This window comes from Streptomyces neyagawaensis (assembly GCF_023516595.1).
In the GTDB taxonomy this organism is placed as follows: Bacteria; Actinomycetota; Actinomycetes; order Streptomycetales; family Streptomycetaceae; genus Streptomyces; species Streptomyces neyagawaensis.
Window position 1 is genome coordinate 57362 of sequence record NZ_JAMGBG010000019.1, and the last position, 14256, is coordinate 71617.

13 protein-coding genes are annotated in these 14256 nt (G+C 71.4%); 8 read left to right on the forward strand and 5 right to left on the reverse strand.

What is annotated here, in order from left to right; genetic code table 11:
• Positions 1 to 213: 213 nt before the first annotated feature.
• The 7 genes from rsmA (at position 214) to M8J73_RS10400 (ending at position 10665) form a co-directional block, all read left to right on the forward strand.
• Positions 214 to 1134 (forward strand): 16S rRNA (adenine(1518)-N(6)/adenine(1519)-N(6))-dimethyltransferase RsmA, encoded by a 921-nt coding sequence (gene rsmA, locus M8J73_RS10370; RefSeq protein WP_055541286.1) that lies wholly within the window; start codon positions 214 to 216, stop codon positions 1132 to 1134.
• A complete protein-coding gene (locus M8J73_RS10375) occupies positions 1131 to 2033 on the forward strand; it encodes a 4-(cytidine 5'-diphospho)-2-C-methyl-D-erythritol kinase (protein WP_055541284.1) in 903 nt (300 codons plus the stop codon). The genes rsmA and M8J73_RS10375 overlap by 4 nt, the downstream gene beginning before the upstream one ends.
• A 97-nt stretch (positions 2034 to 2130) precedes the next feature.
• Positions 2131 to 3486, forward strand: a complete 1356-nt coding sequence (locus tag M8J73_RS10380) for an acyltransferase family protein (protein WP_249828508.1) — start codon at positions 2131 to 2133, stop codon at positions 3484 to 3486.
• 261 nt (positions 3487 to 3747) lie between these two features.
• A complete protein-coding gene (locus M8J73_RS10385) occupies positions 3748 to 5565 on the forward strand; it encodes an ABC-F family ATP-binding cassette domain-containing protein (RefSeq protein ID WP_249828509.1) in 1818 nt (605 codons plus the stop codon).
• 359 nt (positions 5566 to 5924) lie between these two features.
• A complete protein-coding gene (locus M8J73_RS10390) occupies positions 5925 to 7679 on the forward strand; it encodes an outer membrane protein assembly factor BamB family protein (RefSeq protein WP_055540034.1) in 1755 nt (584 codons plus the stop codon).
• A 79-nt stretch (positions 7680 to 7758) separates the two neighbouring features.
• Positions 7759 to 9699: an outer membrane protein assembly factor BamB family protein gene (locus M8J73_RS10395; RefSeq protein ID WP_249828510.1), complete on the forward strand. Its 1941-nt coding sequence runs from the start codon at positions 7759 to 7761 to the stop codon at positions 9697 to 9699.
• A 270-nt stretch (positions 9700 to 9969) separates the two neighbouring features.
• Entirely contained in the window at positions 9970 to 10665 is a 696-nt protein-coding gene (locus M8J73_RS10400) for a helix-turn-helix transcriptional regulator (protein ID WP_249828511.1), read from the forward strand.
• A gap of 59 nt (positions 10666 to 10724) precedes the next feature.
• Here the strand turns inward: M8J73_RS10400 and M8J73_RS10405 are convergent, their stop codons facing one another.
• The 5 genes from M8J73_RS10405 to M8J73_RS10425 form a co-directional block, all read right to left on the reverse strand.
• A complete protein-coding gene (locus M8J73_RS10405) occupies positions 10725 to 12008 on the reverse strand; it encodes a serine hydrolase domain-containing protein (RefSeq protein ID WP_249828512.1) in 1284 nt (427 codons plus the stop codon).
• Between the two features lie 71 nt (positions 12009 to 12079).
• Positions 12080 to 12265: a DUF397 domain-containing protein gene (locus M8J73_RS10410; protein ID WP_249828513.1), complete on the reverse strand. Its 186-nt coding sequence runs from the start codon at positions 12263 to 12265 to the stop codon at positions 12080 to 12082.
• A gap of 18 nt (positions 12266 to 12283) precedes the next feature.
• Positions 12284 to 12499: a DUF397 domain-containing protein gene (locus M8J73_RS10415; protein ID WP_308408343.1), complete on the reverse strand. Its 216-nt coding sequence runs from the start codon at positions 12497 to 12499 to the stop codon at positions 12284 to 12286.
• Between the two features lie 6 nt (positions 12500 to 12505).
• Complete coding sequence (locus M8J73_RS10420; protein ID WP_055543434.1) at positions 12506 to 12721, reverse strand: DUF397 domain-containing protein; 216 nt, start codon at positions 12719 to 12721, stop codon at positions 12506 to 12508.
• 9 nt (positions 12722 to 12730) lie between these two features.
• Positions 12731 to 13582 carry a helix-turn-helix domain-containing protein gene (locus tag M8J73_RS10425; protein ID WP_055543433.1) on the reverse strand — a complete coding sequence of 284 codons (852 nt, stop codon included), beginning with the start codon at positions 13580 to 13582 and terminating at the stop codon, positions 12731 to 12733.
• A 233-nt stretch (positions 13583 to 13815) separates the two neighbouring features.
• Between M8J73_RS10425 and M8J73_RS10430 the strand changes: the two genes are divergently transcribed.
• Positions 13816 to 14238: an ATP-binding protein gene (locus tag M8J73_RS10430; protein WP_055537603.1), complete on the forward strand. Its 423-nt coding sequence runs from the start codon at positions 13816 to 13818 to the stop codon at positions 14236 to 14238.
• Positions 14239 to 14256: the final 18 nt, after the last annotated feature.

Sequence of the window (14256 nt, forward strand, 5' to 3'; positions counted from 1 at the left end):
GGCCGCGGGTGAGTGGGGGTTGTTCGCGCAGTTCCCCGCGCCCCTGAAAAGCGACCGGGGCTGCGCCCCGTGCTTTTCAGGATGAAGGGCGGGCCGCAGGCCCAAGCCTTCAGGGGCGCGGGGAACTGCGCGAGAAACCACACACCACCCGCACCCGCCAACGAACACGCACCCCCGAGCTACCAGGCGCCCGGCCCCCGTACCCTGGTGCTCGTGAGCAGCCCCACCCCCGACGCCCTCCTGGGCCCCGCCGACGTCCGCGAACTCGCGGCAGCGCTCGGTGTGCGGCCCACCAAGCAGCGCGGCCAGAACTTCGTGATCGACGCGAACACGGTGCGCCGGATCGTGCGCACCGCGGACGTCCGCCCGGACGATGTCGTCGTGGAGGTGGGACCGGGCCTCGGCTCCCTGACACTCGCGCTGCTGGAGGTCGCCGACCGGGTGACCGCCGTCGAGATCGACGACGTCCTCGCCGCCGCGCTCCCCGCGACGATCACCGCCCGGATGCCGGCCCGCGCCGACCGTTTCGCCCTCGTGCACTCGGACGCGATGCACGTCGCCGAGCTGCCCGGCCCGGCGCCCACCGCCCTCGTCGCGAACCTCCCGTACAACGTCGCGGTCCCCGTGCTGCTGCACATGCTGGACACGTTCCCGACGATCGAGCGCACCCTGGTGATGGTGCAGGCCGAGGTCGCCGACCGGCTCGCCGCCGGGCCCGGCTCGAAGGTGTACGGCGTCCCCTCGGTGAAGGCGAACTGGTACGCGGAGGTCAAGCGGGCCGGCGCGATCGGCCGGAACGTCTTCTGGCCGGCGCCGAACGTCGACAGCGGCCTCGTGTCGCTCGTCCGCCGCACCGAACCGATCAAGACGACCGCGACGAAGGCCGAGGTCTTCGCCGTCGTCGACGCGGCGTTCGCCCAGCGGCGCAAGACGCTGCGCGCCGCCCTCGCCGGATGGGCGGGCTCCGCCGCCGCCGCCGAGGCCGCGCTCGTCGCCGCCGGTGTCTCCCCGCAGGCCCGCGGCGAGGCCCTGACCGTCGAGGAGTTCGCCGCGATCGCCGAGAACCGCGCCGACGCCGACGCCCTCGACACCGCCCAGCACGCCCAGCACACCGAGGAGTCCCGCCCGTCGTGAGCGTCACCGTCCGCGTGCCCGCCAAGGTCAACGTCCAGCTCGCGGTCGGCGGCGCCCGCCCCGACGGGTTCCACGACCTGGCCAACGTCTTCCTCGCCGTCGGGCTGTACGACGAGGTCACCGCCACCCCCGCCGACGAACTGACCGTCACCTGCGAGGGCCCCGGCGCCGACCAGGTCCCGATGGACCGCACCAACCTCGCCGCCAGGGCCGCGCTCGCCCTCGCCGCACGCCACGGCATCGACCCGGCCGTGCGGCTGCACATCGCCAAGGACATCCCCGTGGCGGGCGGCATGGCCGGCGGCAGCGCGGACGCCGCGGGCGCGCTGGTCGCGTGCGACGCGCTGTGGGGGACCGGCGCCTCCCGTGCGGAACTCCTCGACATCTGCGCCGAGTTGGGCAGCGACGTGCCGTTCAGCCTGGTGGGCGGGGCGGCGCTCGGCACCGGGCGCGGCGAGCGGCTGACGCCGCTGGAGGTGGGCGGCGTCTTCCACTGGGTGTTCGCGGTCGCGGACGGCGGGCTCTCCACCCCGGCCGTGTACCGGGAGTTCGACCGGCTCCACGAGAACGACGAGGTACCCGAGCCCGTCGCCTCCCAGACGCTGCTCGACGCGCTCGCCAAGGGCGACGTCGACGCCCTCGCGGCGTTCCTGCCCGGCTCCAACGACCTCCAGCCCGCCGCCCTCTCCCTGTTCCCGCAGCTGGCCGACACCCTCGCCGCGGGCCGGGCGGCCGGGGCGCTCGCCGCCCTCGTCTCCGGCTCCGGGCCGACCACGGCCTTCCTCGCCCGTGACGCCGCCTCGGCGCACACCGTCGCCGAGGGGCTCCGCACCGCCGGCGTGTGCAAGGCGGCCCGCGTGGCCGCCTCCCCTGCGCCGGGCGCGACGATCCTCCCGTAGCGCCCGGGCCCCACGGGGGCCCAACCGCACGTACTCAGACCCGACTTGAGTACCTGAGCGCTGCCCGCCGCCCGGGGTGCCGCGCGACCGTACTCCCATGACTGCCAGCGTCAGCGCGAGCGCACTCGCCGCCGCCACCCCGTCCAGCCGTGACCGGTACGTCGACCTGCTGCGGGTCGCCTCGCTCGGCACGGTCGTCCTCGGCCACTGGCTGATGGCGGCCGTGACGACGGGCGGCGACGGCCGGGTGGAGGTCGGCAACCTCCTCGCCGTCGAGCCACGGCTGCAGATCCTCACCTGGGCGTTGCAGATCATGCCGGTGTTCTTCTTCGTCGGCGGCTTCTCGCACGCCCTCTCCTACCGTTCCCTGCGCCGCAAGGCCCCGGAGGCCGCCTCCGTCTACCCGGCCTTCCTGCGCGCCCGCCTCCAGCGGCTGCTGCGGCCCACCATGGTGTTCATCGGGGTGTGGGGCGCCGCCGCCGTCCTCCTGCACCTCGGTGGACAGGGCGGCGGACTGCTCGACGTGGCGCTGCGGCTGGTGGCGCAGCCGCTGTGGTTCATCGGGATCTACCTGGCGATGGTGGCGTTCACCCCGCCGCTGCTGAGGCTGCACGAGCGATGGGGGTGGGGCGCGTTCGGCGGGCTCGTCGCGGCGGCCGCCGCCGTGGACGTGCTGCGCTTCGCGCTCGGTGTGCCGTACGTCGAGTTTCTGAACTTCGCCTTCGTCTGGCTCGCCGTCCACCAGCTCGGATTCCTGCGCGCCGACGGCATGCTGACGCGGCCGTACCTGCTCGCCGGGGCGGGCCTCGCCGGGGCCGCGCTGCTGGTGGCGTACGGGCCGTATCCGCTGTCGATGGTCGGGATGCCCGGCGAGAAGGTGTCGAACATGGCGCCGCCGACGTTCGCGCTGCTGTGCCACGGGGTGTGGCTGGTCGGCGCGGTGGAATGGGTGCGCGGGCCGGTCACGCGATGGCTGGAGCGGCCGAGGGTGTGGCGGGCGGTCGTGGCGGCCAACGGCATCTCGATGACGGCGTTCCTGTGGCACCTGACCGCGATGCTCGGCGTGTACGGGGTGCTGCTCGCCCTCGACACGGCTCTGCCGGTCCCGGCGACCGGTGCCTGGTGGGCCCAGCTGCCCCTGCGGCTCGCTGCGGCGGCCGTGCTGACGGCCGTGCTCGTGGCCGCGTTCCGTGGCTTCGAACGGCCCGCGGCCCGCGGCGGGCAGGATCGCCCCGCCGGGCCGGCGGCGCGTGCCGGGTACGCGGGGATCGCCGCGGCCCTCGGCGTGACCCTCTGCCTGTTCGGCGTCCTCGGGCTGTCGATGGTCGGCTTCGGCGGACTCTTCGAGGGACGGACGGCTCTGCTGATCGCGGTCCAGGTGACGGCCCCGGCGGCGGTGGGGATGACCCTCGCGGGGTGGCTGCTGGTGGAGCGGGTGGGGCGGGGCGCCTAGTAGCTCGGGGGCCACTGTTGTCGGGCGGGTGCGGGTGAGTGGGGGCTGGTCGCGCAGTTCCCCGCGCCCCTGGAGGGACGGGCCTGCGGCCCGCCCTCCCCATGAAAAGCACGGGGCGCAGCCCCGGCCGCTTTTCAGGGGCGCGGGGAACTGCGCGACCAGCCCCCCACCCACCCGCACCCGCCGACCCCACCCGTCCCCCCGGCAGGGGCCGGTCGCCGACTACCCTGGAGGGTCGATCGTCCCCGTGGCAGGAGAGTAATGGCCGTCAACCTGGTCAATGTCGAGAACGTCAGCAAGGTGTACGGCACCCGCGCCCTGCTCGACGGGGTCTCGCTCGGCGTCTCCGAAGGGGACCGGATCGGAGTCGTGGGACGGAACGGGGACGGCAAGACCACCCTCATCCGGATGCTCGCCAAGCTGGAGGAGGCCGACACCGGGCGGATCACCCACTCCGGCGGCCTCCACCTCGGCGTGCTCACCCAGCATGACTCCCTGGACCCCGCCGCCACCGTCCGGCACGAGGTCATCCGGGACATGGCGGACCACGAGTGGGCGGGCAACGCCAAGATCAGGGACGTCCTCACCGGGCTGTTCGGCGGCCTCGACCTGCCCGGCTTCCCGCAGGGCCTCGACACCGTCATCGGCCCGCTCTCCGGCGGTGAGCGGCGCCGTATCGCGCTCGCCAAGCTGCTCATCGAGGAGCAGGACCTGATCGTCCTGGACGAGCCGACGAACCACCTGGACGTCGAGGGCATCTCCTGGCTGGCCAAGCACCTGCGGGAGCGTCGCTCCGCGCTGGTCTGCGTCACCCACGACCGCTGGTTCCTCGACCAGGTGTGCACCCGCATGTGGGACGTGCAGAAGGGCTCGGTCTACGAGTACGAGGGCGGCTACTCCGACTATGTCTTCGCGCGGGCCGAGCGGGAGCGGATCGCCGCGACCGAGGAGGTCAAGCGGCAGAACCTCGTCCGCAAGGAGCTGGCCTGGCTGCGGCGCGGCGCCCCCGCCCGTACGTCGAAGCCCCGCTTCCGCGTCGAGGCGGCCAACGAGCTGATCGCGGACGTACCGCCGCCGCGGGACACCAGCGAGCTGATGAAGTTCGCGTCGACCCGGTTGGGCAAGACCGTCTTCGACCTGGAGAACGTCACGGTCCAGGCCGGGCCGAAGGTGCTGCTGAAGCATCTGACCTGGCAGCTCGGCCCCGGTGACCGCATCGGCCTCGTCGGCGTCAACGGCGCCGGCAAGACCTCGCTGCTGCGGGCCATGGCCGACGCCGCCCGCAGCGAGGGCGAGAAGCAGCCGGTCGCGGGACGCGTCGTCACCGGCAAGACCGTCAAGCTCGCCTACCTGTCCCAGGAGGTCGCCGAACTCGACCCCGAGTGGCGGGTGCTCCAGGCCGTGCAGCAGGTCCGCGACCGGGTCGACCTCGGCAAGGGGCGCGAGATGACGGCGGGGCAGCTCTGCGAGACCTTCGGGTTCAACAAGGAGAAGCAGTGGACGCCGGTCGGCGACCTCAGCGGCGGTGAGCGGCGGCGGCTCCAGTTGCTGCGGCTGCTGATGGACGAGCCCAACGTCCTGTTCCTGGACGAGCCCACCAACGACCTCGACATCGAGACCCTCACCCAGCTGGAGGACCTCCTCGACGGCTGGCCCGGCTCGATGATCGTCATCTCCCACGACCGGTTCTTCATCGAGCGGACGACGGACCGGGTGTTCGCTCTGCTGGGTGACGGCACGCTGCGGATGCTGCCGCGCGGGATCGACGAGTACCTGGAGCGGCGCCACGCCATGGAGGAGGCCGCCGCGGCGGCCTCGCCGGTCGCCGCCAAGGCCGCCGCCTCGGCCTCGGAGAAGACCGTGTCCGCGGCCGACGCGCGCGCCGCGAAGAAGGAACTCCAGAAGATCGAACGGCAGTTGGACAAGCTCTCCGAGCGGGAGACGAAGCTGCACGCGCAGATCGCCGACAACGCGACGGACTTCGCCAAGGTGGCCGAACTCGACGCGGAACTGCGGGCGTTGGCGGGGGAGAAGGACGAGCTGGAGATGCGCTGGCTTGAACTCGCGGAGGACGCGTAGCGGTTGTCGGATGCGGGCCTTCGCAGTGGGGGCCGCTGTTCGATGCCGGGTGCCGGATGCGGGTGGCTGGTCGCGCGGTTCCCCGCGCCCCGTCAGGGCGTTGTCGGCGCCCGGTGTTCCCCCGTCCCCCGAGTGCCTCTGAAGCCTTGCGGGGCAAGGGGCGTGCGTCCCGTGAAGGGGGCGTGAAGGAGCGTAACGGAGGCATTACGGGGCGGTTCTCCCTTGGGAACAGGGGAGCGACCGGCCCCGTGCACGGTCGTGTCGCAGTGATAGAAAGAGCCGACTGACAACAGTCCGGGAAGCGACACCACGCGTGACGACGGGTGGCTCGAAAGCAGCGAACAGGGGGAAACGCGCTGATGACTCAGCCACCCAACCAGCCGCCTCAGGGTGGCTTCGGAGCTCCGCAGAACCCCGGACCGCAGCAGCCGTACGGCTATCCGCAGACCCCTCCGCCGCAGGGCCCGCCCGCGCCGACCCCGGGCTACGGCTACCCGCAGCAACCGCCCGCGCAGCCGGGCCCGTACGCGCAGCAGCCCGGGCCGTACGCGCAGCAGCCGGGGCCCTACACCCCACCGCCGCAAGCCGGTTACGGCTACCCGCAGGGGCAGTACCCGGGCGCGCCCACCCCGCCGTCGGGCGGCGGCTCCAAGAACCCCTTCAAGGGCAAGCCGGCCCTGGCGGTCGGCGCGGCGGTGGCCGCGCTCCTCGTGATCGGCGGCACCGTGTTCACGGTGACGAGCCTCGGTGACGACGGCGGCAAGAAGAAGCCGGTCGCCAAGGAGAGCGCGAGCAAGGGCGCCGACGACCCCAAGACGTCCTCCTCCCCGTCCGCGCCCGTCAACCCGGGCGACGGCAGCGGGGGCGGCGGCGAGGACCTCGACATCTCCGACCTCAACGAGGGCCGCAAGGCGGGCGAGGCGAAGGTGCTCTGGTACAAGAGCGCGCCGGACGCGCCCGGTTCGGGTGCGGACGCGCCCGGTCTGTGGGTCACCGACAAGGTCGCCGTGAAGGCCGCGTACAAGCAGCTGTTCGCGTTCGACGTCGAGAGCGGCGACCCCGCCTGGGACCCCATCGAGTTCAAGGGCGAGATCTGCACGGTCACCCCGCGGCCGACCGCCGACGGTCACATCGTGGTCGCCTCCAAGCGCGGCACCAGCAAAGACTCCGAGTGCGACCAGCTCCAGCAGATCGATCTCGACACCGGGAAGACGGGCTGGACCGCCGAGCTGGAGAAGGGCGCCCTGTTCGACAGCAACATCAGCGTCGGGCTGTCCGTCACCGGTGACACGCTCATGGTGGGCCGCTCGCAGTCCGGCACCGCGTACGACGTCAACACCGGCAAGAAGCTCTGGGACAAGAAGGAGTACGGCCAGGCCTGCTACCCGGGCGGGTTCGCGGGCGGAGCGCGGCTGGTCGCCGTCTCCTCCTGCGCGGTCGGCTCCGAGGACAAGGCACACGACGAGGTCCAGGAACTCGACCCGAAGACCGGCAAGGCCAAGTGGACGCGGAAGATCCCCAAGGGCTGGCGGGTCGACCACGTGTACGCGCTGAACCCGCTCGTCCTCTACCTCAGCAACGAGGACGAGAAGAAGTGGAACATCTCCGCCTTCAAGGCCGACGGTTCCACCCGCTCCCAGCTCGACATCAAGGGCTCCTTCAAGCCCGACTGCGACACCGGGATCATCTCCCGCAACCTCCAGGGCTGCTCCGGTATCGCGGCCGACGCCGACACCCTCTACCTGCCGACCGAGGCGAAGGACGACGCGAACGAGATCGTCGCCGTCGACCTGTCCACCGGCAAGGAGAAGTGGCGGGTCAAGTCCCCCGCCGACGCGGCCATGTCGGCCGTGAGGATCGAGAACTCCCAGCTGATCGCGTACGTCGAGTCGACGTACGGGGGCGAGGGCGGCCAGATCGTGTCGTTCCCCACCACGGGCCCCAAGCCCAAGGTCACGAAGCTCCTGCAGATGCCGGACAGCGCCGCGAAGATCGAGAGTTCCTTCTACTCGAAGGCCATCGACTACGTGGACGGGCGCTTCTACATCTCCACCACCCTGCTGACGGGCGTGGACGAGTCGAAGGAGAAGTTGATGCTGGCCTACGGCAAATGAGCCGGGGACCGGCGTCCCGGTCGACCTCCCCTCTCGTCCCTCACCCGCCTTCCGATTTCCGCTCCGAGGTATTCACGTCATGACGCAGCCGCCGCCCCCGCCGAACCAGCCGCCGGGCCCGCCCCCGAACCAGCCGCCGCAGCCCCCGGCCCAGCCCCCGCAGGACACCCCGCCACAGGGCGGTTTCGGCGCGCCCACACCCCCGCCGGCCGGCGGCTTCGGCGCCCCGACGCCCCCGCCGCAGGGCCCGCCGCCCGCGCAGGGCCCCGGCTACGGCTACCCGCAGCAGACCCCTCCCGCGGGCCCGCCGCAGACGCCGCCGCCCGCGCAGGGCCCGGGGTACGGCTACCCGCAGACGCCCCCGCCGCAGCCGCAGCCCGGCTACGGCTACCCGGGCCAGCCCGGTCAGCCGGGCCCGTACGGGCAGCCGCAGCCCGGCCCGTACGGTCAGCAGCCCTACGGACAGCCCGGTCAGCCGTACGGCTACCAGCAGCCGACGATGGCGATGCAGCCGCATGCCCCCGGCGGCAAGAAGAAGGTCAACTCCACGGCGATCATCATCACCGCGGCGGTCGCGGCCATCGCCCTCATCGTCGGCGGCGGCGTCTGGTACGCCACCTCCAAGGGCGGCGACGACGACAAGAAGAACACCGCCAGCTCCGAGGGGACGACCGGCGGCAAGGACGACCCGAAGGGCACCGACGGCGGCACCTCGTCGTCCGGCGGCTCGTCGTCCGGCGGTGTGGAGATCCCGGCCGAGGCTCAGGAGAAGGCGCCCTCCAACTCCAGCGCCAAGGTCCTCTTCCAGGTCCCGGCGCACGAGATCAAGGACAAGGGCCAGATCGACAGCGTCAAGGGGTCCTGGCTCACCGACAAGACGTACGCCAAGGCCGGTCTGAACAAGATCGTCGGCTATGAGCCGGACAGCGGCAAGGCCAAGTGGACGCTGGACCTGCCCGGCCAGACCTGCGCGAGCTCCCGTGAGATCACCACGGAGGGGATCTCCGTGGTGATCACCGAGGAGGCCAAGCGCAGCAAGGCCGACGAGCGCCCGGCGTGCACCCAGGTCATCGCGTTCAACGTCGACACCGGCAAGGAGATCTGGACCAAGAGCGCCGACGTCAGCGGAAGCAAGGTCCCGTTCGGCGAGGTCACCATCTCCGGTACGACGGTCGCCGCGGCCGGCGGCTACTCCGGTGGCGCGGCCTTCGACGTCAACTCCGGCAAGGTGCTGTGGTCGCCGAAGGCCGGCGAGTGCACGGACGAGGGCTACGCGGGCGGCGCCCAGCTGGTCGCGGTCCGCAAGTGCGGCGACTACGGCGAGGAGACCTTCGAGGTCCAGCTGCTCGACCCGAAGTCGGGCAGCGTCAAGTGGACGTACAAGCTGCCCTCGGGCATCGACCGCGCCAAGATCATCTCCACCAAGCCGGTGGTGTTCGGCGTGGTGACCGGCAGCGACGTGCCGCTGACCGGCACCAGCGACATCTTCTCGCTGGACGACAAGGGCAAGCTGCGCGCCAAGATCTCCATCCCGGACAAGAAGTACAACTACGACTGCCCGGTCCGCGGCGTCTGGTCCTGCAAGGGCATCTACGTCGGCAACGACAAGGTGTACATGCCGACCGAGAACCACGACGGCACCGGCTCCTACAGCAGGACCAACGAGATCGTCTCCTTCTCGCTGGCCACGGGGAAGCCCACCGGCGACCGGGTGGACGCGGGTGACGACTACGAGCTGTTCCCGATCCGCATGGACGGCCCGAACGTCATCGCCTTCAAGGACGGCCCGTACGACAAGGGCGCCCAGGTCGTCTCCATCGACGGCAAGACGCTGAAGCAGACCACCCTCATCGAGACCCCGTCGTCCGAGTCGGTCCTCCGCGCGATCAGCGCGATGGTGCCGACGCTGAGCGAGATGCTCTACACCGACGGACGGTTCTTCATCGGCAAGGACCTGGTCAGCAAGCCCTACGACGAGGACGAAAAGGAGTACACGGCGCTCGGTTTCGGGGCGAAGTAACCCCACGCGCCCCCTGGGTCCCGCGCGACGGCCCCGCCCCTGGTCAGGGGCGGGGCCGTGCACGTATCCCGCATCACTCCCGAATGGGAGGGATTTCGGTAATCCGGGGCACTTCTCTCCGGTAGGGGGAGCGCAACGTCGAACAAGCGTGTAGCTTCCGGGGGCATGAGAGCGGGGGAGCAGACGGCGGAGTCGGGGGGCTTCTGTCCGTGAGGCCCGGTGGGCGGCCATAGTTGGCAACCATTGGGGGACTGGGGGGTGGCTGGCTCGATGGGAGTGCGGCTCATGGTGGTCGACGACCACCGACTGCTCGCCGAGGCGCTGGCCTCGGCGTTGAAGCTGCGGGGGCACCGGGTGCTCGCCGCGGCGGCACCCGCCGCGGGCGCGGCGGAACTGGTGATCAGCAGGGCACCCGAGGTGTGCCTGCTCGGCACGGCGACACCCGCCGAGCCGGGGATCTTCGACCCGGTGGTCAGGATCAAGCGGGAACGACCGCAGGTGGCGGTACTGGTGCTCGGCCCGGTGCCCAACCCGCGCGGCATAGCCGCCGCGTTCGCCGCGGGCGCGTCCGGCTACGTACGGCACGACGAACGCATAGAGGGCGTGGAGCGGGCCATCATGAAGGCCCGTGCGGGAGAGGCGGCGGTGGCGCCGCAACTGCTCCAGAGCGCGTTCAGCGAACTGCTGAACCCGGCGGCCCAGCCGGACGACGAGGGCCAGCGCCTGCTCCAGATGCTGACCCCGCGCGAGGTGGAGGTCCTGGTCCGCGTCGCGGACGGCGAGGACACGAGGCTGATCGCGGCGGGCATGGGCATCGCCCCGTCGACGGCCCGCACCCATGTCCAACGGGTCCTGATGAAGCTGGGCGTGGGTTCACGACTGGAGGCGGCGGCCCTGGCGGCCCGAACGGGCCTGCTGGACCGGGCGGGGCCGGTGGCGCAGGGGGTGGCGGGGGTGGAGGAGTAGGCAGCCGGCAGGCGGGTCCGTTCGACGGGAGGAGGCCGGGCCGACGGCTACGGCTACGGCTACGTACGATCCCTGTGGCCCTTGCCCTCCTGCCGGTGCGGCTGGGCGCAGACCGCGTGGTCGACCAGATCCGTGATGGCGCGGATCTGCCGGACGGCGGTCGTCTCGTCGGCGGGCCGGCTGTGCACGGCGACGGTGATGGACACCCGGCCGTCGCCGGTGGTCGCGGGCCACGCCAGATAGCCGAAGCCGCTGCCGCTGTGCCCCCAGTAGCCGCCGCCGCAGCTCAGCGGCGTCCAGGCCAGCCCCAGCCCGTACCGGGAGCCGGGTACTTCGCCGGGGGTGTCGGGCACGGCGACCGTGCGCCGCATCTCGGCGAGCTGGGCGGGGGCGAGGAGGCGTCCGCCGAGGAGCGCCGAGAAGAAGCGGTTGGTGTCGGCGGTCGTACTGATGAGCGACCCGTCGGCGTCCCCGTCGAAGGGGAGGTAGGCAAGGGTGGTGTCGGTGAGGGAACCGGGGCTTGCGGCTGATGCCGACCCGCCTCGCGTTTCCGCCGCCTCGAACTGCTGGTAGTTCCGCGCGTGGGGGCGGGGCAGCCGGGGGTCGTCGCCCGGCGCGTACGTCCGGGTGAGCCGCAGCGGACGCAGGATCCGCTCCTCGACCTCCTTGTCCCAGCTCCGGCCGGTGACCGCCTCGATCACCATCCCGGCGAGGATGTAGTTGGTGTTGGAGTACTCCCAGCGGGTGCCCGGCGCGAAGACGGGCGGATGCGTCATGGCGAAGGCGACGCGCTGCCGGGAGCTGTATGTGGTGGAGCGGTGCTTGAGGTAGCCGGCGGCGCTCATGTCCGGGAGGACGTCAGCGATGTAGTCCGGCAGCCCGCTGGTGTGCTGGAGCAACTGGCGGACGGTGACACGCCGCCCGTCGTTGCCGTTGCCGCGGACGACGCCGGGCAGCCACCGGTCCACGGAGTCCTCCAGGGACAGCCGTCCCTCGCCGACGAGTTGCAGGACGACGGTCGCGACGTACGTCTTGGTGGTGCTGCCGATCCGGATGTACTCGGCGGGCGGTACCGGAGCCCCGGTCCGGAGGTCCCCCACGCCACTTCGTGCGGTCCGTGCACCAAGGGGCGAGTCCACCCGGACGGACACTCCGGTGACACCGCTGTCCCGCACGGCGTCGGCGTCGCGTTGGAGGGGGTCCGCCGTGGCGTGGGCGGGGGAGAGGGTGCCGAGGAGGGCGAGGGCGAGGAGGACGGTCGTGGCGGCGCCGGTGCGCCGGGCTGGACGGAGGCCGGGACGGCAGGCGGTGCGGTGGGCGGTGAGAGGCGTGGGGGTAGACATGGCCCCACCGTAGGAACGAGCACGTCAGCCCCACCATCCAGCGAGCCCCCGCGTGTCACCGGGGGTTTACCTCAGCGGCTCGCCTTGAGGTGGAGGAGGAGACCGGCGAGGGGGGTGGGGGTGGTGCGGAGGTGGGTGGAGGGGGAGTCGGACTCGCGGAGACGTATGCATCTGGGGCTGGCGGCCAGTTCGACACAGGTGTCCCCTTCACCGCCGCCGGAGTACGTGGACTTCTGCCAGAGCAGGGCCTGAGGCATGAAGTGCTCCCTCCTTCCTCAGCGGGCCTTCGCACGTCGACGGCCCGCCTTTATATGGAGGAGGAGACCGGCGAGGGGGGCGGGGGTGGTGCGGAGGTGGGTGGAGGGGGAGTCGGACTCGCGGAGACGTATGCATCCGGGGACGGCGGCCAGTTCGACGCACGCGTTGCCCTCGGCGCCACCGGAGAAGGTGGACTTCTGCCAGTGCAGGGCTTGAGCCATGAAGCGCTCCATGCTTCCTCAGTGGGCCGACACATGGCGTCGGCCGGCCGCCTTTATGTGCAGGAGGAGACTGGCGAGGGAGGCGGGGGTCGTTTGGAGCTGGGTGGTCGGGGTGTCGGACTCCCGGAGGCGGATGTCGCGTATGTCGTCCGGGTCAGTGGCCAGCTCCACGCAGTCGTTGCCGTCGCCGAAGCCTGAGAACGACGACTTCTGCCAGTTGTCGGGGGTCGCCATGCCGCTGCCTCACAGTTCCTTCACCAGTCGGTGGATGAAGTCACGCGAACGCTCGGGTTCCAGTGACACAGCCTCCACCTTACGGAAAAGCGTTCGAAGCGCGCCGAGTTGGGCTTCGGCATCGATGAACGCCGTGCCGTGAGGGGTGTCGCGCAGCGCCGTGTCCAGCTTGGGCACCGGCCCGCCGACGTACGTCATCGCGCTCGCGGCCCCCGCGAAACCGTCCAGGTCGAACGGGATGACGCGCACGGTGACGTGGTCGGCTTCCGAGAGATCCAGGACATGGCGGAGCTGGGCGCGTGCGGCGGCACGATCGCCGACTCGGATGCGCAGCGCCGACTCGTGGATCACCGCCCTGTAGGGCGCCGGGTCGGGGCCCTCGATGACCACTTTCCGGTCCATGCGATGGCGTACGCGCAACTCCAGCTCGCCGTAGTGGAGTTCGGGAACCCGGTACGAGAAGATCGCGCGAGCGTAGTCCTCCGTCTGGAGCAGGCCGGGGATGTACAGGAACTCCACGTTGTGCCGAAGTGTGGCGTGGTGCTCCAACTCGGCCAGGTCGAGGAAGGACGCGGGCAGCAGCCCTCGGTACTTCTCCCACCAGCCCCGCGTCCGATCGGCCGCCATCGCCACCAGTGCGTCGACCAACTCCCGGTCGGTGCAGGAGTAATGGGCGGCCATGCGGCGCAGGCGATCCTCGCTCACGCCTGCGATGCCGGACTCGATCTGACTCATCTGGGCGGAGGTCGTCCCCAGCAGAGCCGCCGCCTGAGTGGCTTTCAGGCCTGCGGTATCACGCATTCTGCGCAACTCCGTGCCCAGGCGCACCTGTCGAGCGGTGGGGTTTCGTCTCGTGGCCATGCGCCAGCTCCATCGATCAACGTGCCGTCCGCCCTGCCTCGTTCGGGTGTCAGGGTACGTGAACGACTTGCCGGGTCATAAATTTTAGGCATACCGTCAGTGACGCGCTACGCACTCTGCGGAATGCCGGGGTTCTGGAAGCGCACCACTCCGTCACGCCATGACGGCTGCGGCAATGCCACCGCCCGCACCCTCCGCTCCCCTCAACCCCCCACCCCCGAACGGAGTCACTCATGCCCACAGCCGGCGCCGACCCCTGGGAATACGTCCTCCACATCCCCCACGACCCCCGAGCCGTCACCGTCTCCCGCCGTACCCTCCGGCTCATCCTCACGATGTACGGTCTGTCCTCCCTCCTGGAGACCGCCGAACTCCTCGCCACCGAGCTGATCGCCAACGCCGTGCTGCACACCAAGGGACCCGCGGCCCTGCGCGTGCGCTGGACGGGTGGCGCGCTGTGGATCGGCGCGTGGGACGGGGACCCGGAGCCACCCGGCCCGCCCGGCAGCCCGGGGGAGCCGCACGCCGAGGCCGGCCGGGGCCTCGCCCTCGTGCGGGCCTGCACGAACACCTGGGGCTGGCAGCCGTCCTCCCGGTTCGGACAGTCGGGCAAATACGTGTGGTGCGAACTGCCGTGTGACCTGGCCGCAGCGTGACTCGTTGATCAGCCGAAC